Origin of the sequence: Sporomusa acidovorans (assembly GCF_900101845.1) — a bacterium.
GTDB lineage: Bacteria > Bacillota > Negativicutes > Sporomusales > Sporomusaceae > Sporomusa > Sporomusa acidovorans.
The window spans coordinates 171,940-197,640 of sequence record NZ_FNAM01000003.1; the positions used below are offsets into that span (position 1 = coordinate 171,940).

25 protein-coding genes are annotated in these 25,701 nt (G+C 46.6%); 16 read left to right on the top strand and 9 right to left on the bottom strand.

Features of this window, described 5'->3' with window-relative positions:
* The 9 genes from BLR65_RS04410 to BLR65_RS04450 all read left to right on the top strand — a co-directional run bounded on the left by BLR65_RS04410 (position 1) and on the right by BLR65_RS04450 (position 8,588).
* Positions 1-2,190: a type IV secretory system conjugative DNA transfer family protein gene (locus BLR65_RS04410; protein WP_093792886.1), complete on the top strand. Its 2,190-nt coding sequence runs from the start codon at positions 1-3 to the stop codon at positions 2,188-2,190.
* Between the two features lie 21 nt (positions 2,191-2,211).
* Complete coding sequence (gene trbB / locus BLR65_RS04415; protein WP_093792888.1) at positions 2,212-3,150, top strand: P-type conjugative transfer ATPase TrbB; 939 nt, start codon at positions 2,212-2,214, stop codon at positions 3,148-3,150.
* A gap of 55 nt (positions 3,151-3,205) precedes the next feature.
* On the top strand, positions 3,206-3,847 hold the full coding sequence (locus BLR65_RS04420; protein ID WP_093792890.1) for a response regulator: 642 nt from the start codon (positions 3,206-3,208) through the stop codon (positions 3,845-3,847).
* A gap of 125 nt (positions 3,848-3,972) precedes the next feature.
* Complete coding sequence (locus BLR65_RS04425) at positions 3,973-4,320, top strand: TrbC/VirB2 family protein (RefSeq protein ID WP_245692419.1); 348 nt, start codon at positions 3,973-3,975, stop codon at positions 4,318-4,320.
* On the top strand, positions 4,320-4,589 hold the full coding sequence (locus BLR65_RS04430; protein ID WP_093792894.1) for a VirB3 family type IV secretion system protein: 270 nt from the start codon (positions 4,320-4,322) through the stop codon (positions 4,587-4,589). Before BLR65_RS04425 ends, BLR65_RS04430 begins: the two co-directional genes overlap by 1 nt.
* A gap of 10 nt (positions 4,590-4,599) precedes the next feature.
* Positions 4,600-5,547: a hypothetical protein gene (locus BLR65_RS04435; protein ID WP_093792896.1), complete on the top strand. Its 948-nt coding sequence runs from the start codon at positions 4,600-4,602 to the stop codon at positions 5,545-5,547.
* Positions 5,544-7,946 (top strand): TraG/VirB4 family ATPase, encoded by a 2,403-nt coding sequence (locus tag BLR65_RS04440; RefSeq protein WP_093792898.1) that lies wholly within the window; start codon positions 5,544-5,546, stop codon positions 7,944-7,946. Before BLR65_RS04435 ends, BLR65_RS04440 begins: the two co-directional genes overlap by 4 nt.
* Before the next feature lie 80 nt (positions 7,947-8,026).
* The gene (locus BLR65_RS04445; RefSeq protein WP_093792900.1) at positions 8,027-8,287 is read left to right on the top strand and encodes a type II toxin-antitoxin system Phd/YefM family antitoxin; all 261 of its coding nucleotides are present in this window, start codon (positions 8,027-8,029) and stop codon (positions 8,285-8,287) included.
* Complete coding sequence (locus BLR65_RS04450) at positions 8,280-8,588, top strand: type II toxin-antitoxin system RelE/ParE family toxin (RefSeq protein ID WP_093792902.1); 309 nt, start codon at positions 8,280-8,282, stop codon at positions 8,586-8,588. The genes BLR65_RS04445 and BLR65_RS04450 overlap by 8 nt, the downstream gene beginning before the upstream one ends.
* 135 nt (positions 8,589-8,723) lie before the next feature.
* Here BLR65_RS04450 and BLR65_RS04455 read toward each other — a convergent pair whose 3' ends face one another.
* A complete protein-coding gene (locus BLR65_RS04455) occupies positions 8,724-9,170 on the bottom strand; it encodes a JAB domain-containing protein (RefSeq protein WP_093792904.1) in 447 nt (148 codons plus the stop codon).
* 172 nt (positions 9,171-9,342) lie between these two features.
* Entirely contained in the window at positions 9,343-15,219 is a 5,877-nt protein-coding gene (locus BLR65_RS04460) for an SNF2-related protein (RefSeq protein WP_169716892.1), read from the bottom strand.
* A 335-nt stretch (positions 15,220-15,554) separates the two neighbouring features.
* On the opposite strand from BLR65_RS04460, the gene BLR65_RS04465 reads away from it, so the two are divergent.
* Both BLR65_RS04465 and BLR65_RS04470 read left to right on the top strand, forming a co-directional pair.
* Positions 15,555-15,884 carry a hypothetical protein gene (locus BLR65_RS04465; protein ID WP_093792908.1) on the top strand — a complete coding sequence of 110 codons (330 nt, stop codon included), beginning with the start codon at positions 15,555-15,557 and terminating at the stop codon, positions 15,882-15,884.
* Complete coding sequence (locus BLR65_RS04470) at positions 15,847-16,215, top strand: type II toxin-antitoxin system RelE/ParE family toxin (protein WP_093792910.1); 369 nt, start codon at positions 15,847-15,849, stop codon at positions 16,213-16,215. Before BLR65_RS04465 ends, BLR65_RS04470 begins: the two co-directional genes overlap by 38 nt.
* A gap of 36 nt (positions 16,216-16,251) precedes the next feature.
* Here the strand turns inward: BLR65_RS04470 and BLR65_RS04475 are convergent, their stop codons facing one another.
* The 7 genes from BLR65_RS04475 to BLR65_RS04505 all read right to left on the bottom strand — a co-directional run bounded on the left by BLR65_RS04475 (position 16,252) and on the right by BLR65_RS04505 (position 20,179).
* Positions 16,252-16,494 (bottom strand): hypothetical protein, encoded by a 243-nt coding sequence (locus BLR65_RS04475; protein ID WP_093792912.1) that lies wholly within the window; start codon positions 16,492-16,494, stop codon positions 16,252-16,254.
* 14 nt (positions 16,495-16,508) lie between these two features.
* Complete coding sequence (locus BLR65_RS04480; protein WP_093792914.1) at positions 16,509-18,023, bottom strand: PcfJ domain-containing protein; 1,515 nt, start codon at positions 18,021-18,023, stop codon at positions 16,509-16,511.
* A gap of 3 nt (positions 18,024-18,026) precedes the next feature.
* Positions 18,027-18,461, bottom strand: coding sequence for a hypothetical protein (locus tag BLR65_RS04485; RefSeq protein WP_093792916.1), 435 nt, complete (start codon positions 18,459-18,461; stop codon positions 18,027-18,029).
* Between the two features lie 186 nt (positions 18,462-18,647).
* Entirely contained in the window at positions 18,648-18,848 is a 201-nt protein-coding gene (locus BLR65_RS04490; protein WP_093792918.1) for a hypothetical protein, read from the bottom strand.
* On the bottom strand, positions 18,845-19,321 hold the full coding sequence (locus tag BLR65_RS04495) for a hypothetical protein (RefSeq protein ID WP_093792920.1): 477 nt from the start codon (positions 19,319-19,321) through the stop codon (positions 18,845-18,847). The genes BLR65_RS04490 and BLR65_RS04495 overlap by 4 nt, the downstream gene beginning before the upstream one ends.
* Positions 19,322-19,439: 118 nt before the next feature.
* Positions 19,440-19,685, bottom strand: a complete 246-nt coding sequence (locus tag BLR65_RS04500; protein ID WP_093792922.1) for a hypothetical protein — start codon at positions 19,683-19,685, stop codon at positions 19,440-19,442.
* Positions 19,686-19,831: 146 nt separating this feature from the next.
* Positions 19,832-20,179, bottom strand: coding sequence for a single-stranded DNA-binding protein (locus BLR65_RS04505; RefSeq protein WP_093792924.1), 348 nt, complete (start codon positions 20,177-20,179; stop codon positions 19,832-19,834).
* 249 nt (positions 20,180-20,428) lie between these two features.
* On the opposite strand from BLR65_RS04505, the gene BLR65_RS04510 reads away from it, so the two are divergent.
* Genes BLR65_RS04510 through BLR65_RS04530 form a run of 5 tightly spaced genes read left to right on the top strand, consistent with a single transcriptional unit; the run spans position 20,429 to position 25,697 of the window.
* Entirely contained in the window at positions 20,429-21,310 is an 882-nt protein-coding gene (locus BLR65_RS04510) for a hypothetical protein (protein WP_093792929.1), read from the top strand.
* Entirely contained in the window at positions 21,310-21,522 is a 213-nt protein-coding gene (locus tag BLR65_RS04515; protein WP_093792931.1) for a hypothetical protein, read from the top strand. Before BLR65_RS04510 ends, BLR65_RS04515 begins: the two co-directional genes overlap by 1 nt.
* A 35-nt stretch (positions 21,523-21,557) precedes the next feature.
* Positions 21,558-22,361 carry a hypothetical protein gene (locus BLR65_RS04520; protein WP_093792933.1) on the top strand — a complete coding sequence of 268 codons (804 nt, stop codon included), beginning with the start codon at positions 21,558-21,560 and terminating at the stop codon, positions 22,359-22,361.
* Complete coding sequence (locus tag BLR65_RS04525; protein ID WP_093792935.1) at positions 22,358-23,908, top strand: type IV secretion system protein; 1,551 nt, start codon at positions 22,358-22,360, stop codon at positions 23,906-23,908. Before BLR65_RS04520 ends, BLR65_RS04525 begins: the two co-directional genes overlap by 4 nt.
* On the top strand, positions 23,865-25,697 hold the full coding sequence (locus BLR65_RS04530) for a peptidoglycan DD-metalloendopeptidase family protein (protein WP_176772685.1): 1,833 nt from the start codon (positions 23,865-23,867) through the stop codon (positions 25,695-25,697). The genes BLR65_RS04525 and BLR65_RS04530 overlap by 44 nt, the downstream gene beginning before the upstream one ends.
* Positions 25,698-25,701 lie beyond the last annotated feature (4 nt).

Below are 25,701 nucleotides of genomic sequence, written 5' to 3' on the forward strand. Positions count from 1 at the left end.
ATGGAAGATCAAAAGAATCGGCGTATCCTGGTTCTGTTGGGTACGGTTGGATTCGTTATGTTGATTGTTTGCTGGCTGACCACACAGTGGTTTGCCAGACGTTGCGACTATGATCCGCTGTTAGGCTGGGGATTTCTGCTTACCGATGGGACAAAGCTTTATCTTCCTTGGGATATTTTTATCTGGCGCTGGAAATTTTCAGCCGTGGTGCCGCATTTATCGGCACTGGCCGGTAAATATCTGCTGCTTGGCCTGTTGGGCGGAGTCGCCCTTAGTTTTTATATCGAAACAAAGCTCAGGCCGCTTGATTCTCACGGGAGCGCGGACTGGGCGGGCCGCAGCGCTATCAAAAAAAGCGGTTTATGTGTAAAAGAAGGCGTTGTGTTAGGCCGCAATCCATTTACAAAAAAATTCTTGTTTCACGATGGACCGGAGCATATTCTGCTGCTCGCGCCGACACGCAGCGGCAAGGGCGTCGGGGTTATTATCCCGACGTGCCTTGTTTGGAAGCACTCAATGTTGGTGACGGATGTTAAGGCAGAAAACTGGAATTTTTCTGCGCCCTATCGCCGGCAAGTGCTAAAGAACCGAGTGATTAAATTTGAGCCTGGCTGCATCGACGGTACGGGCGCCAGATGGAACCCGCTTGTGGAGATCCGCTACCGGACGGTGCGGGAATTCGGTGATGTGCAAATCATCGCCGATATGCTGGCTAATCCCGACGGCAAGGATATCAGCGGCGATGGAGCGCACTGGGTCATTACGGCCTCTTCCCTCATGCGCACCGTCATTATGCACCTTATGTACAAGAAGCACCAGGAAGGGAAACTGCCGCCAACGATGATGGAAGTTGCTACTTTTCTTTCCTTGCCGCACAAAGCCATCATTGCGGAAATGAAAGTCTACCCGCATATTACGCCGGAAGAATTTTTTAGCGAAACGAATATCCTTGATCAAATTTACAGCCTGCCGGATACACCATATGTTGACATTGGCAACTGGAAGAGAGATGTGGCGGACTGCTTAAAGGAACCTGAGGAAAAACGCGTCGTCGAAGCGCTGAAAACACTGCAAGACGTACGCGCCTATATGAAAGAACGTTATAGCGAAAATCCGGAGATTTTCACGCAGCTGCCTTATGCAGAGTTATTGGTGCATCCGAAGGTACTGGAAGGTGCACGGGAAATGGGGAACCGTGAAGAAAAGGAAGAGTCCAGCGTGTTATCCTCGGCGGTTAAAGCCTTTCTGCTGTACCGGAATCCCGTTATCGCCAAAAATACCGGGGCCAGTGACTTTAAAATTGCCGATTTGCTCCGGCCGGATTACCCGGTATCGGTTTTTCTTGTTACGGCTCCGGGCGATCTGGATACGATCAAACCGCTGTTTCGCTTATTTATGAACTTTGTCATTAAACGCAATGTAGAAAAAATGGATTTTGGCAGCAAGCAGAAACAACGTTGCCTGCTCCTGTTTGACGAATTTCCTCAGTTCGGGCGCATGGATTCGGTGGAATTGGGGCTTGCAGTCATGGCCGGCTACGGCTTGAAAGCACTACTGATAGCCCAGGACATTCATCAGTTGGATAAAACCTATACGAAGGACAATTCGATTATTGCGAATTGCCATGTGAGGGTCTTTTATACTCCAAACGAAGACGGAACGGCGGAAATGCTCAGTAAGTCCCTGGGGAAAAAGACAATCCGCGTGGATAGTAAAAATAGCGGACAGGGAATTGGCACGGCATCGTATACAACCTCAGAGACCGGACGCGATTTGATGACCCCTGATGAAGTGAAGCGCCTGCCCAAAGAACAGGAACTGGTCTTTGTCGCGCAAACCCGGCCGATTTTAGCCGATAAACTCTTTTACTTCAAAGAGAAGTTCTTTATGAAAAAAATTGAAAGCTGCGGGCAGGCACAGGCGCTGAACCTGCATTCGGACACGGCAAGCGTGGTTCGTTCTTATGAAGACCTGTTGCCGCCGGGAATGTGTGTGCCAACTGCCGATTATGCCCTGGCAAGGCAAGAGGAGATAGCCGAACTTGAGGGCAAGCAGCATCAGCTTGCCGAATGGATTGATTTCTCCTGCGAAGCCATGAAAATGACGGATGAACTGGACGAGATATCAAGCGTTACCATAGAAAAAGCGGAGCCGATAGTTGGACAAGAAACATTTCGGTTTATTGAATAAATAAGGGGGGAGGAAAGCCTATTGGGGAAACCAAGCCGTACGGAAGAAACGCTGTATTATTTGCTGGGCGAAGATATTCGCGCCTACTTAATTGACGATAACATCACAGAAATTTATCTCAATTCCAACTCGGATGTAATCTGGATTGATACCAAAGACAAGGGCCGAGTGGCGACAGGAAAAATGATGGATGCGCAGACGGCGGCAAACGTCATTTACACGATTGCCGATCTGACCGGAAAAGTCTGTAATGATACCAACGAAACGCTGGCCGCCGAATTCCAGGGTATTCGTTTTCAGGGGCTTTTGCCGCGTGTTGTTGAAAAACCTGCCTTTAATATGCGAAAACATTGTGCCGGATTGCTGACTTTAGACGATTATGTGAAAAGCGGGATTATGACAAAACGGCAGAGGGAGGTTTTGCTGGAAGCTATTTATTCCCATAAAAACATCCTGGCTGCTGGTGGCACCAAGTCAGGAAAAACCACGTTCCTGAATGCCGTTTTGGCGGAGATTGCCAAAACAGGGGACCGCGTTGTTCTTTTGGAAGATACCAAAGAACTGCAATGCGCGGCAAAGGATATGGACAGGCTCCTGACGACGGAAAACAAAACGCTGGAAGACCTGCTGCGCGATACGCTGCGCCTCACGCCGGAGCGGATTATCGTCGGGGAGGTGCGTGGCGCGGAAGCGCTTATTTTGCTGGATGCATGGAGCACCGGCCATAAAGGCGGGGCGTCAACCGTCCATGCCAACAGCGCGCGGCAGACACTGCGCCGCCTGGAAGAATTGGCAGCGCGGGCCGAGGCACGGGCACACCAGTACATGATCGGGGAAGCCATTGACATTATCGTGTATCTGCGCTACAGCGGGCTGCAACGGAGAGTAGAGCAGATTCTTGCAGTTGACGGCTGGGATGCTGCCAAGGAAGAATATTTGGTCAGAGATTTGTGTGCTTAAAGGGAGGTGGTCAAATTGACCACCTTTCACTAAAATTTAGAATGGAGGCTTTCCTATGGAACAAAAAATCAGTGATAGAATTAAAGAATCATATGATCAAGCGCAAATCTTGGTTATTGACGATTCTATATTTTCACGGACCTTGATTACACGAGAATTGCTTACTATAGGATTTAACGAAGAACAAGTACAGCAGGCCGGCAGCGGGAGAGCAGCGCTGGAAAAAATAAAAGAAAAGACCTTTGATCTTTTCATCATAGATATCATTATGGACGATGTGGACGGTGTCACGGTGCTGAAAGAAGTGAAGCGAACGCAGCCTGCGGCCAAAATTATCATGTGCAGCAGCCGAAATGCAGAAGATGCCGTTCAGGAAAGTGTTTGTATAGGCATTGACGCCTTTATCGTAAAGCCTCACACATCGGAAATTTTTCAAAAAGTTGTGCATCGTATTTTATTAAGCGGCGATGAGCCAGGTAGCGCCCAGGACGATGCGATAATATGGCACGCAAAATGTCATGTCTGCGGTCAGAAAATGGTGGAAGTCAATGCTATGGATGTGGTTAGTTTTTACTGCCCGCAAAATTGTATGAAGCTTGGCCCATGGTCAATCGTGTTGGTGAACCAAAGCCAACTGGATCGCGCTTATGGGGAAGCAAAACGTTTAGAAGCTTTGGATGAACATACTCGAATCTGATTCATAAGCTTCGTTTTTGGGTATAAACGAAATGCGGAAAAAGGGTGGCACACAGCCGCTCTTTTTTTATTATCCTCAAATCGGAGCCATGAATGGATTTTGAGGAGGCGAGTTTAGTGAATCAAATGAAAAAGCGAAAAACAAGAACAGGGAAAAACAGCCGGTATCTATTATTTGCAGTAGTGCTGGCCAGTATTTTTCTTTTGCACGGTACTGGCATGGCAACCGATGCTAGCAGTATGAAGTTGCCGTATAAGACGGCCCTGGCAACGATGTATACGGAGCTTACGGGCACGGTTCCCTTGATTGGCGGGACAATTGCCATCGCAGTCGGCGGGGCCATGTACATGCTGGGGGAAGGGCAAATGACGCGCACGGCTATGCGAATTTGTATCGGTACGGGTATTGCCCTGTTAGCTCCGCAGGTAATCCAGGTATTTGCGCCTGATGTATCGGCGGGAGTGTTATTTTGATGGTGCAGAAAACGGAAGGGGAAACGCTTGCTGTTCAGCCGCTGTTTCGCGCTCTTACCGGGCAATTGCTCGTTGCCGGTGCGCCGCGCGGTATGATTGTCCTCAATATGTGTCTTGCGTCCATCTTTCTTATGGCGCTGCATATTCCCTGGATTGTGCCGGTCAATCTGCTGATTCATTTATCGGCGGTGTATTTGACCAAAAAGGATGAACAGTTTTTTGACATCTTAAGGCGTTATTTGCACAAAAAAACATATTACGGTGTATGAGGAGGAACGAATGAATATATTTCAGGAATACCAGAGGGATCTAACGAAAGTAGCCGAATGGCTGCCCTGGGCTTCCATGCCTATGGCGGGAGTCGTGGAAAATAAGGACCATTCTTTTCTTGGGGCATTTTTTTATTCCTGCGAAGTGAAGTTTGACAGTGATTGTCTGGCTCAACAAATCAGGGAATGGGGTTCCGGGTGGGCGATATGGTGCGAGAACCGGCAAGGCAGATGCTACGTGGCATTTTCCTGGCTGCCGAAAGCTATTCATGAAGACCCTGCCGGCCAATTTGACCAAACGTTGAATGCGTTAGCAGAAACCCTGCCCTTGCAGCGTTTATATACAGGAGAACTGTTACAGTATCTTTTTGAGAGCATTGCCATTCAAAAACAAATTGCATTTCCTGCTATACCGATGTATTTAGATGCGATGCTTTCTCTTGAGCAGACATATAAGCTAAATCCGCAAGAAATTTATATCGACGGATTTCAAATAGCGGTACTGGTTTTAAATGGCTTTATGGAAGCGGAAGCCGGTCGGCTATATGCCTTTTTGAGAAGCAATTCCATTCCGTTCCGTTCGGTGCGGCGCTTTTTATTCCTTACTGAAGACGAAGCGGCAGAGGAGGCAAATCGCTATATGGCGGGATGGTGCAAAAATCGCCGGACCATTGCTCCCCTTCTTGACTATGAAGAAAATCCCCAGAAGCTTTGCGGCTTTTACGCCCATCTTTTAGTGCACTGGAATAGGGACGCGGAAGCCCTTGCCCGGCAAAGTAGGCAGATAAAAGAGTTCCTTATCTCCTCCACAGGGCAGCTTGCTAATGCCGAACATGCGCAGCCGGAACTATGGTTTGCCGCTGTTCCGGGTAATTTTCGCGCTTACCTGCTTGCGCCCATGTTTCAACTTGACGATATAGGCATGCTGTTTCTGGGAGAAGAAGGGGCTTCGGCATGATTCATCTGAAGAAATACCGGGAAAAGCGTGTGCTTTTACAAAATGTCATGCCCTTTGGGCGCATTCTGTATTTAGACAACGGCGCAGGGCTTTGCGTCTTAAAAGATGGCGCTTTTCTTTCGACGCTACGTTATCGCGGTCCGGATTTAGACAGCGCCATTGAGGAAACACTTGCCTGGATGACCGGACAGATGAACAGCCTCTTGTTAACGCTGGGTACAGGCTGGGTGCTGTACGCTGAGGCACAGCGCGCTCCTTCGGTTAGCTATGATGCGGATGTTTGTTTTCCAGATGTAGTGACACGGGCCATAGACGAGGAACGGCGAAAAAACTTTCAGAGCGGACAGCACTTTGAAAACAGTTATTATCTTTCGCTGTACTGGATGCCGCCAGCTGATACTATTAGCCAGCTCAAAAACTTCTTCGTCGAGGGTGCGGCACAAACGGAAACGCCCACCGACGCTTCAGAATATATTGAAGATTATACCAAACAATTAGCGCTGTTGTTTGCATCGTGTTCCACTATCGGTATGCCGGAAACCGAGTGGCTGGGGCCGGATGACCTTCTTTCCTATCTCTATTCGACGATCTCTTTAACGCAGGTTTCGTTGAAGTTGCCGAAAAACCCTATACTTCTGGATGGATTACTTTATGACACCCCGCTTTACGGCGGGATGGAACCCTGTCTTGGTGATAACTATTTAGCAGTCGTATCGCCTGTAAAGTATCCGGACCGCAGTATGTTTGGCATGATGAATGTTTTAAATACGCTGCCGTTTTCCTACCGGTTTATCACGCGCTATTATTTCTTGGATAAGCAGGATGCCCTTTCTGAAATAAAAACCTTTGCGCGTGGCTGGCGGTCGAAGGTAAAGCCGTTTACGGCGACGCTCAAAGAGCTGCTTACGGGATTTGCCGGCAACGAGGTCAATGAAAATGCGGTGGAAAAAGTCGAGGAAATCCGGGATATGGAACAGCTTGTTGAATCCGATACCGTAGGGTGTGGCTATTATTCTTCCACTTTGCTGCTTATGGATCAGGATAAAACCCGTTTGCAAAAGCATGCAGAAGAAATTGTGCAGCTGTTTACAAATATGGAGCAAGGCTCTATCAACGCAAAAGTAGAGGGAATGCATACCTTGGAAGCCTATTTCGGCAGTATTCCCGGTAACGTGTATTATGGTATCCGCCGTCCCATGCTATCAACAGGAAATTTAATTCATCTGTTGCCGATTACGGACATTTGGGCAGGGAAAAAACGCAATGACCATTTAAAAGCGCCAGTGCTGTTGTACACAAAAACCGGTGAGAATACGTCCTTTCGCTTAAATCTTCACGTTGGCGATGTCGGCCACACCATGCTTATTGGGCCGACTGGCGCAGGGAAATCCGTGCACCTGAATCTTATTGTCGCTCAGTTTCGAAAATATAAAGACGCCAGGGTGTTTATTTTTGATAAAGGCGGTTCCAGCCGTATTTTAACAGAGGCCGTCGGCGGCAATTATTTTGATCTCGGCAATGAAACAGAGCTGTCGTTCCAGCCCTTGCGGTGGATTGATGATGAGAAAGAACGAATGTGGGCAGCGGAATGGATTTATGATTTTTTGCGGCAAGAAAACGTGACAATTACGCCGGAAATTAAAAAGTATATCTGGACAGCCTTATCGTCTATGGCCGTACTCCCGGAATGCTACCGCACCATTTCTACGTTAAAAACGACAGTGCAGGATAAAAGGTTGAAAGACGCCTTGGTGCCATTAACGATTGAGGGTGCCTACGGAAAAATGTTCGATTCGGCGGAAGAGCGGCTTTCCTTCTCCAGTTGGCAGAGCTTTGAAATGGAAACCCTAATGAATACACCGGCAATTTTATCGCCAGCGCTGATGTATATTTTCCATCGTATTGAGCAGACCCTGGATGGAAAACCAACCTTGATTGATTTGGATGAATGTTGGATATTCTTTGACAACCCAACTTTCGCGGCTAAAATCCGGGAATGGCTTAAGGTTCTTCGCAAAAGCAACGCAGCCGTTATTTTTGCAACGCAGTCCTTAGCGGATATTGCGGATTCGCCAATCTTTTCTACCATTCTTGAATCCTGTCCGTCGCGGATCTTCCTGCCGAATAAAAATGCGTTTGAGGAACGTTCAAAAAAAATGTACCGGGCTTTTGGGTTAAACGACCGGCAACTGCAAATTCTTACGCAGGCAACACCGAAAAAAGAATACTATTATGTATCGGAGCTTGGCTGCCGGCTTTACGAACTGGATTTGGGACAAGAAGCTTTGGCGTATTGCGCGGTTAATAAACAGGATTTAATTGCTTGCAAACGAATTCTAACTGAATATGGCAAAGCTAAGTTTGTCCAAAAGTGGCGGGAATATAAAGAATTAGCATGAAGTAATACTATCTTCATGCTAAAAATATTGAGAGCGGGGCATAATTGTGGTATAATAAAGCCACGAAGGGAGTTGGTATTATGCCCCAGATCATTCCAATTCGGGATTTAAAAAACACTAGCGAGATTTCTCAAAGGTGTCATGCATCTAATGAGCCTATTTTTGTTACAAAAAATGGATATGGTGATATGGTCATTATGAGTATGAAGATGTATGAAGAGAAAATGTTCATGCTCGACGTTTACAGCAAACTGATCGCTGCCGAAGAGCAATTGACGGAGGGAAAGGTGCTTGACGGTGACGCTTCTTTAAAAAGTTTAAGAGAAAAGTATAATGTATAAACTGTTTGTTACGGAGCTGGCGCACCAGGATTTAGATAATATTGTTTCCTATATTGACATACAGTTATCTAATTCAAAGGCAGCCGGAGACTTTCTGGATGAAGTGACTACATGCTATAGCTTTTTGAAAAATAATCCGATGATGTATGAACGGTGCCAAGATAGGCGATTAGGAAAAGAGGGCTACCGCAAAGCGGTAATTAGAAATTACGTGCTTGTGTACAAAGTCAATGAAAATTCCCGAACCGTTAGTATTATGCGCGTTTTCTATAGTGCGCAGGATTATTCCAAATTAATATAAGCTGGTATAGGCTTTCAGGCATCTGTTCATGGCAGATGCTTTTTTGCTCTTTTTGCAGGTGGATCAAAGACACCTTATCTAGACTGCCACAACAGCATTAGAAAAAATCTATTGTTTTGAAAAAGAGACGGTAAGTTATATTGGACTGTGCTGTGAAAAACTGTAAAAATCTCCGTTTTCACCGATAATAATTTGGTCAAGAATCTGGATATCCAGTATTTCACCGGCCGCTTTCAACTTTTTTAAGATATGAATATCTTCATGGCTTGGCTGCGGATTGCCGCTTGGGTGATTGTGACCTATAATGACAGCCGCCGCATTGTGAAACAACGCTTTTTTAAAGAGTTCACGGGGATGGACCAACGAGGCATTGAGAGTGCCATGCGATACTTCGGCGGCACCGATGATTTTGTTTTTGGTATTTAAGAATAAAGCGCAGAAAATTTCTTCTGCAGCTTTTTCAAGTTCAAATATGGTTTGGAAGGCCTGGGCCGCATCGCTTGGCGATTGAATGAAGGGTGCCAGGGAATACTGTTTTCTTTCTTCTTTCACAATAGCTAGTTTTTGAAAAGTTATGAGCATAACAAATGGCCTCCTTTAGTATGTATCCCTGATAGGGAGAATTGTCAATAGATGGGTTGGGAATTATAAGTTTTGATACTTAAGAAAATGAAAAGGGACTGGAAAGAAAAAACAATCCTTAACCAGTCCTTCTTGTTGCGGCTGTCATGCATGGAACAGAAATTTTAATTAGCTATGCAATGTACTCTTCGCGTTGGTTTGCTGTTTCAGAGGATGTATTGTCCTGCGATTCTGTACTTAATAATGCATTGAGTTCTATCAGCCGGGCCTCTTTTTCTTTTAGCTCCTGTTCTTCCGCAAACGGTTTTTCGAGTTCTTTTTGGGCGGCGGCAATTTGCGTATGGATGCTTTGTAACTTATCCTGACTTTCAGATAGTTTTTTAGAGATGTCCATTAATAAATTATCCATGCGGGTAAAATTACCGGTTACGCTGGTACCCATCGTGCATTCGTGCGTACGGTTTCCTTTTAATTGAATGATAAAAGCACTGTCAAACGTGTCATAACGCACGGAAAAAAGAAAACCCCTATATTTTCCAATAAGGGTTGGTTCGCAATCGGTTTTTTCCCGGCAAATATCAATCAGCTTTTCACCGGCTATATTTTTGTCCGTATAGAATTTGTCCAATATTTCTATGCCGATAAACGTATCTTTTACAAGCGGGTGCTGCTTTTCCGTCTGTAGATCTTCTTGTAAGGCAACGATAGTATCCTCCGTGTTTTTTAGTTGTGCCGGATAGCTTTTTATAAGTTTATCTTCCAGCCGATAGCGTTTAGACCGATCATCTGCCGCTAAAAGCCGTAGGCGGGCTAATTCAATATCCAGATTCATCTTTTCTTTAATCAACGGATTGCCGGCGCATAGCGCCTTGATTTCCGCATAGGAAAGTACTTCATCATCCACATCCTCACAAGACCGGACAGGCGCTTTGCTGGTCATAATTTGTGAAATGAATTTTTGCTTGTTTTCAATCGTCTGATATAAATAACTGTCAAAGGTGGCTTCTGTTACATAGCGGAAGATATAGACCGTCTTATTGTTATTCCCTTGCCGCACAATACGGCCGGCGCGCTGCTCCAAATCCCCGGGCCGCCACGGGCAATCCAGATCGTGAATGGCAATTAACCGGTCCTGCACATTCGTGCCGGCGCCCATTTTCTGTGTGCTGCCAAACAGAATGCGTACTTTGCCTGCCCGGACTTTTGCGAAAAGGTCTTTTTTCTTTTGGTCCGTTTCCGCTTCATGAATAAAGGCAATTTCTTCGCACGGAACACCCAGGCGAATGAGTTTTTCACGCATATCGTCGTAAATATTGAAACTGCCGTCTGTCTTCGGAGTGGATAGATCGCAGAACACCAACTGCGTTAATCTTTGCGGTTTGCCGTCATTCCAGAATTTCAGGATGTTCTGCACGCATTGATTGACTTTGCTATCGGCATCATCTGGCCGAACAGGATTAATAAGTCTCTGGTCAAGCCCCAGCTTTCTGCCGTCACCAGTGATTTTAAGCATATTGTCTTCATTAGGTTTGACCATTTTTTTATGAACCCGTTCGGCACGTTTGGACAAAGCTTCTACCATATCTTTTTGATAGTCTGTCGGTTTGGCGACAATGGTTTCGTAAACGCTTTCCGGTACAGGCAATTTAAGCATATCGGCGGTCTGGATATCGGCTGCTTCCCGGAATACGTTCATTAATTCCGGTAAATTAAAGAAGCGGGCAAACCGGGTCCGGGCGCGGTAGCCTTTTCCTTCCGGAGCCAATTCAATGGCCGTAACCGTTTCGCCAAATGTTGCCGCCCAGGAATCGAAATGGCTTAAACCCATTTCTTCCAAACGTTTATATAAGAGATAGCGCTTCATGGTATATAGCTCAGTCATGGAATTGGACACCGGTGTGCCTGTGGCAAATACAATGCCTTTGTTATTAGTGATTTCATCAATATACTGGCATTTGGCTAACATGTCCGAAGATTTCTGCGCGTCGGTCGTGGATAGGCCGGCTACATTGCGCATTTTGGTATAAATGAAAAGGTTCTTGTACGAATGCGCCTCATCGACAAATAACCGGTCTACGCCCAACTGTTCAAAGGTTACGACATCATCCTTGCGTTCGGTTTTAAGCAATGTTTCCAAACGAAATTCCAGTTGCTTTCTGGTCTTTTCCATCTGTTTAATGGTAAAGGATTCACCGTGTTCTCTTTTTAAATCTTCCAAACTCTCGGTAATATCGTCAATTTGTTTTTTAATCATCGCTTCCCGGCGTTCCTGGGAAATTGGAATTTTTTCAAATTGCGAATGCCCGATGATGATCGCATCATAGGTGCCGGTAGCAATTTTGGAGCAGAACCGTTTCCGGTGGGATTTTTCAAAGTCTTTTTTGCGCGTCACCAGTAAATTAGCTGCTGGATACAGCCGTAAAAATTCAATTGCCCATTGTTCTACCAAATGGTTAGGGACAACGATAATCGATTTTGTGCAAAGCCCTAACCGTTTGGATTCCATTGCCGCTGCCGCCATCGTAAAGGTTTTGCCGGCACCGACTTTGTGTGCCAGCAGGACATTATTGCCGTATAAGATATGGGCTATTGCATCTTTTTGATGCTGGCGGAGCGAAATGGATGGATTTATTCCCGGAAAATTCAGGTGGCTGCCGTCGTAAACGCGCGGTCGTGTTGAGTTAAACCGTTCATTATACAAGGAAACCAGTGTCTGGCGCCGTTCGACATCTGCAAAAATCCAGTTCCGGAAAGCGCGTTTGATGGCTTCCTGTTTTTGTGTCGCCAGTGTGGTTTCCTGTTGATTAAAAACCCGTTGTTCCTGACCATGCTCGATAACGGTGTCGTAGATTCGTATGTCTCTTAAGTTTAAGGACTCTTCCAAGAGCTGATAGGCATTTATGCGTTTCGTGCCATAAGTGGTATAGGCGGCGACATCATCGCTAGATACTTGCAGCTTGGCGGAAATATTCCATGCAGAAGTATAGGCGGAATATTCCACTTGCATGTGTTGGCGGAGATTGTTTGGGGTTTGAAAAACTTCAAACATAAATGCTTGAATATACTTTGTATCAATCCATACTGCGCCCAGGCGGACATCAATTTCCGCGGCCGTGAGCAGTTTCGGCTGTACTTGTTTTAAGGCTTCCACGTGGATTTCATAAGACGGGTCCTTTTTTGCCAGTTGTTCGGCAAAGAAAAGCTTTGTACGAACATTCCCTGACAGATACTCATCTGCCGTCTGCCAGGTTTCCCGCTCAGGGTCGAAAAAAAGTGTTCCCTTTAAGGTATTGGTAATTGCTTTATAACTCTCTTCAGTTGGCTCTTTGGCGAGCAGGGTTGCCATAAAAGGAAGATCAGCTCGGCCTTTTTCATTCATGGATACGGTGAGGGCTTCACTGGCGGTTTCAACTTGTGTCACAGGTTGATGCGGAGCGATTGTCCGTTTGGTGAAAATATCCGCCTTGCGTTCCAAGTTACCGTCTTCGTCCAGGATTTCAAGGGAGCAAAGCAGATAATACGAAGAATCCTCTGCAAAGGCATGTTTATTGGCGCGGCCGTTGATTAAGCCGTAGGTGCGGACAAAAGCATCATAGCGCTGGGTTAATATCGCTTGTTTGGCTTGAATCAAAGCCGTATCCAGTGAATGCATTTGCGCAAATAAAAGATCGTGCACAATATCCCGCAGGGTAATGAGCGCAGCGATCCGGCGATAGGTTCCGTCAGAGACTTCCTGTATAATAAGTTCCTGATTTTCACAGTAATACAGGTGGTTATCCTTTAGAACATAGGAGAAATTCCGAATTTCATCAGGTGCTTTCAGCGTTTTAAGGACAGTTTCGTCTTCATCATTAAATAAGTCGGCAGGAGTGGTTGCCTTGTGCAGCGCTGGAGATACAGCCATTTCTTTTTTGGGGGAAGGCCTCTTTATATCTGATGCAGCTGCAGCCGTTTCGTCCGGCGTTTCCGGTTCACTGGGGGTTACTGCAAAGTTAAATTCAAATAAGGAAGGGATCTGAGGCTCAAGAGTAACGCCGGATGGTTCGTCATGCAGTAGGGCGGAAGGTTGATCTGTATTTTTGCTGCCTTCACTTTGGGGAGAATCGGTTGACCAGCTTTCCATGATACCGGACAAAAGCGAAGTCAGTTTTTCCTTATTTGGCATACAGGTGCTGCCGCCGGAAAAACGGTTGCTGCTCTTGGTGAGTGTGCCTAGAATATGGTCAGGATGTTCAAGAAAATAGCGGTTTATCACAATTCCATCCGCAGTTTCACCAAGCTCCAGCCAATCTGACACAGGGGGAACCGCTGTTTTTCTAAAAAATAAAATATCCATTGACACACTTGTGCCAGCTTGCAAAAAAGCTGTATCCGGCAGTCGGAGAGCAGCTAGCAAATGTGCGCGCTGTGCTAAATATTCACGGAATGCAGAGTCTTGCTTATCCAGTAAAAATTTGCTGGTGATGAGCGCCAGTAGCGCACCCTCTTTTAATACACCCAAAGATTTTGCAAAAAAGTATTCATGAATGGACAGCTTTTCCTTGTAATTCGGGTCATAAACAGTAAAATTCCCGAAGGGGACATTTCCGATCACCAAATCGAAAGTGTCATTCGGGAATTTGGTTCTTTCAAAGCCAATGCTTTGCAGTGTTGCTTGGGGATATAATTGTTTGGCAATGCGTGCTGTGAGATCATCAATTTCTACGCCGTAAAAGGAACAACTTTTTGCTAAGTCTTCCGGCAGCGCACCGATAAAGTTGCCAATTCCGCACGACGGCTCCAGAATGTTACCGCCTTGAAAGCCCAAACGGCCAACCCCTTCGTACATCGCCTGGATAATCGGCAATGGCGTGTAAAACGCGGTTAGGGTTGAGGCGCGTGCTGAACGGTATTCGTTTTCAGTCAATAGCTCATGCACTTCCTGAGATTCTTTTTGCCAGGTCAGATTGTTTGGCGCGAAAACCTGAGAAAGTCCGCCCCAGCCGGCATACCCGGCTAAAATTTCTTGATCCGCCTCGGTTGCCTGACCATTCGCTGCTTCCAACTGTTTTAGAAGCGTTAAGGCATTGAATGTGCGCTGATATCGGGCTTTGGCGCCCGCGGGATAACTTTTTACTGTCAAACGATAATTTCTTCTGGCAGTGGATGGCGGGAGAGGTGGTGTTACCAATGTCTTTTCTTCCAGCGGCAATGGCTGCGGGGGAACAATTTGATCGTTTGGCGTTTGTGAAGTTGTTTCCGCTTCGGCAGGCTGCGTTTCCTTTTCTGTCACAACATGAAGTTTTGCAGGTTGTGACAAAATCGGCTGCAACGGTTGCGGTGCTTTAATAGCATTTTCGATGGAGCGCAACAGATTAGCCGTATAGTGGCTAACATATTCTGCGATACAAAAGATGCTTTCCATAGTTGAAAAAGCAGGCAACAATGTTTCATATTCGTCCAGTGATACGGTCAGTTCTTTATGGCAGCGGGAGAGTATGGCATAGCAGGTACTATCAACGATAAATCTCCGCAGACTGCTTTCCAGTTTGTTTTTATCGCCTTGTGTAAAAGAGCTGGCCGGCAGGCTGGCGAATATATTTTTTTTGTCAGCTGCATTGTCAATCAGTCGTGTGGTGATATCTGAAATCAGCGGCAAAAAACTCGTTTCTTCACTTTTGTATATATTTTTCAGCGTCTGACAAACCAAATGTTCCCCGGTTTCTTCCAGGGTCCATAACAGAACCGACGGAGCTGCGGCGTCTTTCTTGTAGGTATCATTAAGTTCAAAAACATACTTGATTTTCTGCCAGCGCCCGTTTTGGCAGAATAAAGCGATCCCTTTTGCACCGCGTTTAATTCGCCGCTGAAAGCAGCGGTTCCAGAGTTCCATTTCGGCGCAAGCCTGGGCTTGTGGGCGCTGTGCATGGATCATGAGTTGATCGGTATAGTGGTATTTATACATTCTTCCGACTGTCGCCAAAAAGGCTTTCCAAGCTGCCATATTTGATATGATTTGTTTTAATACCAAAGTTTCCAATTCTTGCTGTGTTTTCTCCAATTGAGCCATTCTCTTATCCATCCTTTCTGCATTCGTGTGGTGATTTATGCGTGAGAAAAACCATTCGTCATAGCCCAAAGCAAGGGCGTGAGGCGTAAGCGTACCCTTGCTTTGGGCTATGACGGATGGTAAAGTGAGCGCTAAACCACCACCGCGAATGAGGTATGACAATTCTGTCTAGGCCTTTTAAAGCAACGCTCATTACACGATATTTTGATACTAGCGCTGACAAATCGCTTTATAATCAAGATATATTTGATTATAAAACGATTTTATATTGATTTTATATTGATTATCTGGGTATAATATAGAGAGAAATCTCATGTAAAGAGGTGCAAAAAAATATGAAAGCTATAATTCGTCCAATGACAGATTTGGCAAAAAAAATGGACGAAATTGAACATTTTTGTATTACAGAAAGCCTACCTGTATATATCACGAAAAAAGGTACTGGCAGGCTGGTTGTCCTTGGTCACGAACACTATGAAAACCTAGTGTCCGAAATCGAAAAGTTTAAAGAAGAAAATCAATTGTATAAATCTCTTATTCAAGCGGCAAGTGAGAGCCGTAGAGGTGAAAGTCAGGATGTTAATGATGTCCTGGACGAATTAGACGCTGAATTAAGGGAGAGGGAAAATGACGACAGGCAAACAGAACGAAAAGTATCAGGTTAAAATCGTACCTACGGCTAAGAAAGACCTTCGGGATGCAGCTATGTATGTAGCTCAAAATAGTCCTGCTAATGCCAGAAAATTTGTCGCAGACGTAAGGGCTAGAATAAATGATGTTTTAGTGAACAGTCCCAATATATGTTTACCGCCTAGAGCGTATCCTTTTTTAGCTGAACAAGGATACTTCCGATTTTCCGTACACACCAACTATTCAGCTCTATGGGTCTGGAATGGGTCAGTGATCGAGATACATCGTATTTTACACAACAAGAGAAATTGGACGCTTATTATGGGTGGCCCTGAAGACATAGAAGAAGCAGATCCCTCCGAGTGAATTCGGAAGGATCTGCTTCTTTTGAAATTTGGCTTGCTATGCCGGTTTACTGGAATATTTCATAGCCGCTTTTTCCTTGCGTCTACGGACAGCCAGCGCGTATTTATGGTTTTCCAAGATGTGTTGGTCGATTTCTTCCCGGGAATATTCAAGCAGTGAGCCATAGTAGCGAATCAATTGACGGTGTTTTTGCGTTAAATACCGATTTCGGGCATAAATAGAAGCGCGGTATAAGAGCGTATGAAAAGCAAAGTCGATTTCCGGTGTTTCTTTTGTCAAGGTAAAACCCTCCTTTAGCCGGCGCGTTTTTGCCGCTTTTTCGTGAAGCAGGAATGCTTAAACTCATCTAAAAAAGCATAGATTTCATCTGTGGGAACACAATTTTTAAATCCCCGGCATTGTAGGATTCTGCCGTTTTGGATTTCCATCGTGTAGTAAGAAACCGCCGGCTCTGCCGTTCTCCGCAAAAAGACAATATCTGTTAACCCGTTGGCATAACGGTCGATATAACCACCGACGCAGTGGTGCAGATGATAACCTTCGGCAATAAGATCACCGGATGTTCTGGGAATAACGATACAAAAGTCAGCAGAGGCATATTGATATTTCTCCACCAGTTTGGGATACCGTTCGGTGAGTTTTTTATCAAGCTGCCGGTTCGATTTTTGTTTGATTCGTAGTTGGTTTTGCAAATGCTTTTCTGCCAGCTTGTTTGGACATAAGACGTCTTTATGGGATAGATCATAGCCAAGCTGCCTGCATTCCCGTAAATAGTCGAGATAATCGCGAAAAAAATACGCGGTTAATTCACCGCGCTTTTCCAGACGTTTTTGGTAAGCAAGAAGTTTATCAAACGGAACTGTTTCGTTTAAATTTTTAAGAACCTGAGTTTCCGTGAGCCAGCCATAGGTATGGAGGTCCGGCAAGAGCACCGGGCAGCCGCTCTGTCTAAGTGCAATCCAGCAGGCGAGTGTCACTCCGGATAAACTCTTCTTTTCGATATACTGAAGCTCTTGTTTCGTTGGCTGAAAGCCTAGCACTTTTCGCAAGGAGTTTCCCCGCCAATTCAATAGTCCTCTGGTGACTGGATATCTTTCCAGATAGGACTGTATAAATGCGCTGAGGCCGCATTTACTGAGATATTCCAGCTGCGGGTATTTAGCAAACTGTGCCATATAAAGTAGAATTTTTTCTTCCATATCGGTGTATTTTTCCCAGGCGCTGTACTGAAACGGCGTCTGGCGTATTGCGCGTGCGAGACTGTCTAAGTTGGCGGAAATTTTGCCACGCCAGTGCTGGTAAAAATCACCGGCAGGATTTTTAATATATATGCTTTTGGTTAAGTTATGACTTCCGGTGTAGGGGTAAACATACATCATTTTGCTGCCTTCAACGGAGAAAACATAATAGCAGGAAGGGGAGTATTCCATCATTTCCGGTTTGCCGTCCAAGAAACGGTAGACATAGAATGTCTGGCAGGTAATCATCTGTTTATTTTTAACAGACCGTGCGAAATGGTACACATAGGCAACGTCAGCAATACCTTTTATGCCGCGCCAGACATGTTTTACTGTGACTTCTTGCTGGCAATGCGGGCAGGTCGTTTCCGTATTGTGGGGCATTGACGAACGGTCCTTGAGGGGGATGTCTTTTTGGCAGAACGAACAATACCCCGTTGCAGCGCCTTTCTCGCGGATAAATAGATATTGGTGCTCAAATGCATTTTTTCTTACGAATTCCTGTAAGTTTTTCGTAACGGGGTCTTTGCAAAAATGAGCTAGTATTTGGTCGGTAGTCTGTGGCAGCATGGCTTATACCTCCCCAAACAGGCTGATTTGGTCAGCAGGCTTGCTTGCCGCTGGCGGAGGCATTAGCTTGTCTTTCTTAGCAGCGGGAATTAACCGTTGTTTGGCTGCCGCAGGAATTGTTTGTTTGATTTTTTCATCCGGATCAAAATCAAAGGGATCTCCCCAAAAGCCGTAAAATCTGCCGATAATATCCTGGGCTTCATCAGGCGCGATGCATACGCAGGTAGCGGTTCCCCGATTTTTTTGTGCGATATGCCGCATGGTTTTATAGGCGCGTTCCAGCGTGTTTTTCTCTTCCAATACCTTGTCCGCATAGTTTTCATCTTCGATGAGCAACATGCGGACAATTTGGTTGATCGCGCAAAGGTAGCCGCGATCCGCGGTTGCCTTTTCCAGCTCCGTGTCCAGTTTGTAAATGGCCTGTTCCATGATGTCCATATCCTTACCTCCCCATATTTTTGCAATAGAATAGCTACCGGCAGGATAAGCCGGTAGTTTTACGTTTCTCAAGAAAAAACAGCACTTGACGTCATTGTTGCGTCAAGTGCTGTTGTGCATATAGCGCTCAAACTGGGATTTTTTTCGCAGCTAGCGGACTGTTCCGGGTGGATGCCTGATTCCCTTTTACATTAACCAAATCACTTTCACGGTAAAATTGTCTGTTTCGTAACTGTTGCCAACGCTTGCCACTTCTGACCAGCTAGACACTTCGATTGCGATGGCTTCATCATTCATGATTTCATATATCAAATCAAACACCATACTGCTGGTGGATACCGTGGTAGTTATATTCGTTTCTTCTTGGCTGATTTCGTAACCAATCATTTCAATTCCCCTTTATTAGCGGTCCGGCATCCATATTCACGTTCAAATGCGGCATGGGCTGCGGCGTGAGCCTGTCGAAGTTCGTTAATAGCTACAGCTAGCCATACGGCACGCGGACAATTGCTTCCATCTTTAACTTTTTGGTCCGCAATGGCTTCCGCTTGTTTAATGATTCTATACTCGTCAAAGTCGGCATACATTTCTTCTTCCATGTCATAATTGCCATAAGTGGCCATGTCAAAAGTGCCATAATGGGTGGCAATGATGAAATGCCCATTGGTTTCAACGATATAATGGTCATTCTCATGGTCTAGGTGGTATTGGTGACAGGGGATGTGAGCCAGGCTTGCACTGATTTCATGGCTTTGTACAGCACGGTCAATGTATTTATCAATGTCGCTTTCTCCCATCATACCGGACAATTTAGTAATCCCTTTGTCCTTTAAAATTTCTAACGCTTCTATGAGTGTCATTATTTATCACCTGCTTTCTTTATCTTGAAAAAATCCAAGCTACAACCATCCTTTCGGAGTGAATGGGATATTGAATATCGGCCGGTTCTGGCTGATTTGCACTGGTCAGGGATTTTACTTAGCAAAGCTGAATTTCAAATACCAGATGGCCCCGGTCATCCAGTCGGGCGCAATTGACCCACCTTGCCATCCTGCCGTTATGCATGTCCGCCATGACATCTTTTTTTCTGCGGCCCGTATACCGGTATTGCCGTGTTTGGCCGTCAGGGAAATATAGTTCCAACAACACACCGAAGCCTCGCGCCCTTCCTTTATTGTCAACCACTTTTTGCACCTCGCTAATAACCTTGAATGCAATTGCCATCGTAAACAACCTCCTTTATTTATGCCAGAATCGATATTTTTGCAATAGAATTACTACCGGCAAGATAGCCGGTATTTTTACGTTTTTTAATAAAAAGCATCGCTTGACGTCAGTTTTGGCGTCAAGCGATGCTAGGCGAAGCCTTTTCAAAATGGAATTTCTTCTGAAATGGGAGAAGAGTGACTGGAATTCTGTGGTTTCGCGCCAAAGGTAAAGGTTGGTACGATAACCTGCGTATAATAGCGCGTTTGACCTTCCCGTGTTGTGTACTTGCCGGTGTCAATGCGGCCGGTAACGCCGATTTGCTGGCCTTTCGTTACATAGTTTCCGATGGTTTCGGCAGTTTTGCCGAACGATACGCATTGAATGAAATCTGCTTGCTTTTTGTTCATTTTAGGAACGGCAAGACGATACTTGGCAACTGCCTTTCCTTCTTTGCTGTAGAATATTTCCGGCTCCTGTGCGAGTCTTCCCACTAAACTTACTTGATTCATTTTTCATTTCTCCTTCACATTATAATTTTTTCCAAAACACTGTCGTGTGCTTTTTGCGCGAATAAAAGGCCCACCGGTGCTGTGACTGACAAGGGCGCGGCAGCGTGCACTTCACCCTTGTCAGGCGCAGTGCCGGTGGGCAATATGAGTAGCGAAAAAGCACACGGCAGGTTGCCGGAAACGGGTATGATTCCTCTGCAATATCTTTGTTACAGTTAATTTGTAAATCAATCGACAGGAGGGATGATCATGCATGTAGTGGAGTTGAACCAAATCGCAAGGGATATTTTTTTTCAGATGTATGCGGCTTGTTTCCATATTGATTTTGATTCGGAAATGGAGCCATACATCCTTAATTCTGATGAAATAAGGGCACTCAATGATTTTGAGGAGTTACGCGCTTATGAAGGTGAGGCAAAAATCAGGAGGATGAAAGAAAAGGCAGCGGCCTGGAGAAGAGAAGAGCGGGCGAGGTATGTCTATGAGCTGTATGCCAATGCTTGCAACGATATTGAACTTGCCTTTGCCGCCAAAGAATATGGAATCTTAGTGCCGGAAGAATATCTGCGCGGCCTGTTTGAATTGGCTGAAGCCGAACGCCTGGAAGAACAAGCCGGTACAGTTGGTTGTTCGCTAGAGAGTTTTACGGAGCTATGGACTGCTTTTGGCAAAACAAAGGATTTCACAGTTGCGGAACGACAGCAATTATTGGATGCGCAAAAAAAGAAAATGCCTCTGGCTGCACTGGTTATGCAACAAGAGGCGGAACGGGATTTTGCTATTGGCACACAGGCAGCAGAAGCTTCTTACGGTAAAGGGTATCTGGTTTACCGGGAGGGGGTATTAAACAGTGCGACAGAGCAGGCGGCTATAAAAAGCGATGCTTACTATTTAAAAGTATTCGAAACCTTGCATGGCAAGTTAAGCCAGGAAGAACAGGAAGAAGACAAGACCGCGGCAGTTAACCCAGCACTGCCGCTGCACCGGGATATCTATATTGATCTTATGCAGCAGGAACTGCAAGAGGAAGAACGTGTTTTCACCATGCTGGCAAAGCAGTACACAAAACCTTCGGAAGCCTATTTTGCAGCCGTCGGTAGATATGCAAAGGAAAGGGAGCGGGTTGCGTAATGGAAAAAGGAGCATCGCGGGTAGCTAAGGTGCAGGGAATTTATTTTATTTATCCGCCGCACCTGAGTTTAAATCAAGAAGAATTCCTGGCAGCGGTATTGGTGAAGGCAAGGACGGCTACCGAACCGGCCTATTGTGTAGAAAAAAATGGGGATTCGTTTTCCTTTATACCGGAAAATGCCGCTGAAACGCCGGAGTGGTGGTCAAATTGACCACCATTTTTATCAATGAGAGGGAGGGATGTTCAATGAAAAGGTCCATACAGCACGTACTGGTTATTGGTGCGGTTCTGGTGGGAACCGGTGCGGCTGCACTGGTGGCAAGCCTTCCGGCAAATGCCGCAGTTGCGGTCGTCGACTTAAAAAATATTGCCATCAATACCCAAACGGCGGCGAATACAGAATTGACATCGTTGAACCTAATTAAGCAACTGGCGCTTGATTTGCTGAATATCAAAGGGCTTGACAGCAGCGCTTTAGGTAAATACAGCGATGAAATTGCCAGCAAACAAAAGAGCTTGGAAGAAAAAATGAAGGTATTTCAAGGGATTATGGGGCAGGAGTCAGGGGGGATTTGGGATGAAAAAGGCGGGCGCATCGAGGATATTTTAGGACAATCCTTCGATGTTGCCACCTATTTGAACGTATCCGGCTCCTCGTATAAGGCGCTTGAAAATACGTTCCGCGATACCCTCCAGCTTGCGAAGACCGCGCAAAAAGTTAATAGCGATGCGACAGTACTGCAGAAAGCCCTGAAAAATTCAGCCGAAGCCGAAGGGCAAAAACAGGCGCAGCAGGCGGGAACGGAGGTGGCAGCCGTTACCGCCGCCTCGCAGATGCAGGAAACGCAGCTGATTGCCCAACAGACCGGGATGATAGCCGAAAACTATCTAAAGGAAAACCAGGAAAAAGCGGCAGCTAAAGCCATCCTGGAATTGTCGGCTGCGAATACGCACCGGACGGTACAAAATGCCATTGTCAAACAACCAAAAAATCCACAGGAGGTTTTCAATAAAATTTATCCGGACTGGCTGGCACAGGAGTACGAATGAGAACGAAGGCGATTTTTTTAGCAAAGCCCTTTGTTATTTTCGCCGCCTTGCTCTTGTTGCTGTTTCCCAGCATGACTACTGTTTCGGCGGCAGCGTCCTCGCTTCCCTGGGATACGGTATTGACACATTTAATCGGCGAAGTCAGCGTGTCTGGAGGAACCTTTTCTATTGACACCAGCAACGCCGAATTGACCGGCAGTGTGGCCCGCATCATTTGTACTGTGGCCATTGCCACAACCGGGCTGTTGCTGATGTTCGGGGAAGTCGGCGGCATGGCGCGGACCACCTTAAATACGATACTGGGAACGAGTATGGTCCTGTTGGTTGGCAGCTGGCTAAACAGTACCTTTTTCCAAGTCACCGATCCGGCGGTTGTCGCCGGCGGGGTCAGCCCTCCGGTTATTGAGACACACCGCACGCCAGGAGAGGGAACCGATTTTTTAAGCTCGATGATGCGCTATTACATTTCTGTTTGCCACAGCGGAGCGGCAGCATTGTTTCCGGCGGCGTTTAAGCTGTTGATTTTCCTGGCTGTGCTCGATTTTTCCTGGACGGCCATGTTCCGCTTAAATGAGGTCGGACCGAAATACCTGCTGTCCAAAGCGATAAAATATGGCATCTTCATGTGGATATTGAGCAATTGGACCGAGGGCATGGCTCTGGCGGCAAAAATATTTACCTCCTTTGAGCGGGTAGGACAGCTGGCGTCAGGCAGTTCCCTGCCGCTCCAGCCGGATTCGATCTGGAGTAACGGCCTGGAAATCCTGGACGCTTCCTGGCAGGGCATCAAAACATTGAGCTGGTCGAATATCGGCGGTGTTCTCGCCAGCCTTGTTATTTTGATCGTTACGCTGGCTGCGGTCATTTTTACTGCCATTGCCTTGTTTATGTGCCGGGTGGAATTTTGGACGATTGTAACGCTTGCTACAGTGTTAATCCCGTTTGGTGTCTGGGATAAGTCCAAATTTCTTTTTGAGAAAGCAACCGGCGCGGTCTTTAATTTAGGGATTAAAATGGCCGTTATTTCCTTTGTGGCGACGGTCATTCAACCAACCTTGCTGTCGCTGGCCGAACCGTTAAAAGATGGCAATACGACCGGGGGCTTGGGTGATTTGGCGGCGGCAGCGGAAGTCATGTTCGGCGGTATTGTGCTGGCCTGTATGGTAATGCAGCTGCCCAAGGTTATTGCCGGACTGATGAATGGACATCCGTCACTGGGTTCCGGGGATATCTTCGAACCGGTGAAAACGGCGGTCGCAGCAGCCGTAGCCGCAAAAACGATGGGCATGTCGCAGGTGGCGAAAATGGAAATTGCCCGACAAATGGCAGGCGGCAGCGGCGCGTCCTGGGGTCAGGTGTTCAGGCAGAGAGCGCAGAATGCCTGGCAGACGACGGGACCGTTTGCCGCCGTAAGGCGTCAGTACCGGGCCGTGAAAAACGACAAAGCGGATCGGATGCATCGCTCCGGCCTGACCTGGGGCAGCGGACGCTATGCACAGCCTTATGATTATGAACGTCCGCCGCTGGCTGTGGACACCCATGATTAAAGCTGCCTTTGCCAGGAAGCTTTTACGCAGCTTTTTTTTGCTGGCATTCCTTTTTACAGTCCCATGCCTTGCCTATGCCAATCTAGCGATGCAGTACCCGGTGGCGGCACCAAAAACAAGTGACTTTGGCTGGCGGCTGCATCCGGTTTACGGGACGCCGCGCCTGCATGCCGGGGTCGATTTGGGAACGGCGGAAGGCTCGGCAGTTCATACGGCTGCCGCCGGCACCGTCGAATATAGCGGCTGGATCTCCGGCTATGGCTATTATATTCTGATTAATCACGGCCAGGACGACAGCGGTAGAACCATCCGCACCGGTTATGCCCATTTGAGTAACCTTGCCGGGAGCTTTGCCGGAAAACAAGTGGAACCGGGTGAATTAATTGCCTATTCCGGCTCTACGGGAACGGTATCGGGGGATTGCCTGCATTTTGAGGTGCGGGTAGGAAATAGTACCGGCTACGGCGGACTAACCGGCGAAGTTGTCAACCCGGAGGATTATTTGGGAGGCTTGCCAGCGTCCAGCGGCTCCGAGGGCGATGCGGAAGAACTGTTCGTTCCGGTTGACTTCTCCATCTTTTATGATTTCGCGCTGCCGCTAAGGGATATGGTCGAAAAAATGGCGGCTGCTTGCATACAGGGACTGAAACTGTTACAGCAAGAAATGCTGACACTCTTTATTTGCCTTATTACGATGGATTTGGCGTTGGCCTTTCTCTGGAGCATGTTCCGGCAGGAAAGCGCGCAGGGCATGTTCGAGTTCTTGCTGCATAAATCAGTATTCTATGGGATGTTACTCTTCTTTTTGCAAAACTGGGGCACCCTTATTGATCTGGTAAAGCAATATTTTGTCAGCTCTGCAGCGCTGATGTTCCAAAAAGATATGGAAACGGCGCTGGAGGCCGTTTCCGATCCCTCGGCGGTGATTCAACAGGGGATGCAATTGACGGCGCCTTACTTTAATTACATTGAAAGCTTTCACAGTCCGATTGCGATTTTTTTCAACAAGGGCCTCATTGCGATCGTGTTTCTGTTAGGTATTCTGACCGTGGCGATCTTTCTGTTTATGGGCATCCAAATTATGCTGGCCTATATGGAATTTTATCTTATGGGCGTATGCAGCGTGGTCAGTGTCACGCTCGCCGGTTTTCGCTATACTTCAGACCTGCCACTTGCCAATTTCGGTATTAACGGACTGTTTGCATCAGCCATCAAGCTCATGTGGATGACCTTCTTTGCAATGTTCCTGTCGCTCATGGTGCAGATTATTCCACAGGATGGGCTAATAACCAATCACACCGGGACACAGGATATGACGCTTGACCAGTTTATGGAAGTCATTGGTGATATTGAATCTGGCGGCGATTACGCAGAGCCAGCGAATGCATACGGCGCGAGAGGAAAATATCAAATTTTAGAGTCGAACTGGGATGCGTGGTGTGAAGAGGCCGGACTGCCAGCGGGTTCTGAGTGGACACCAGCCAATCAGGACCGCGTTGCCCGCTATAAGATGCTTGAGTATTATGAGAGCTATGGCGACTGGCGGGAAGTAGCAATTGCCTGGAACGCGGGCGCAGCCTGGGTTGGAAGTTCGGTACTGCCCGAAGAGACGGTCAATTACCTGGAAAAACTGGAGGAAAAGGGCGGCGGGAGCAGTGCGACGTTTGATATTGTGCTGGCGGTTGAGCGTTTCTTCTTCGTATTGCTGACAGCCATCATTGGCAGCCGGGTGAGTGGAGTTATCCTGCGTACCTTCTCCGGCGAGGGATTTAGCTGGCGTAGTACGTAAAAAA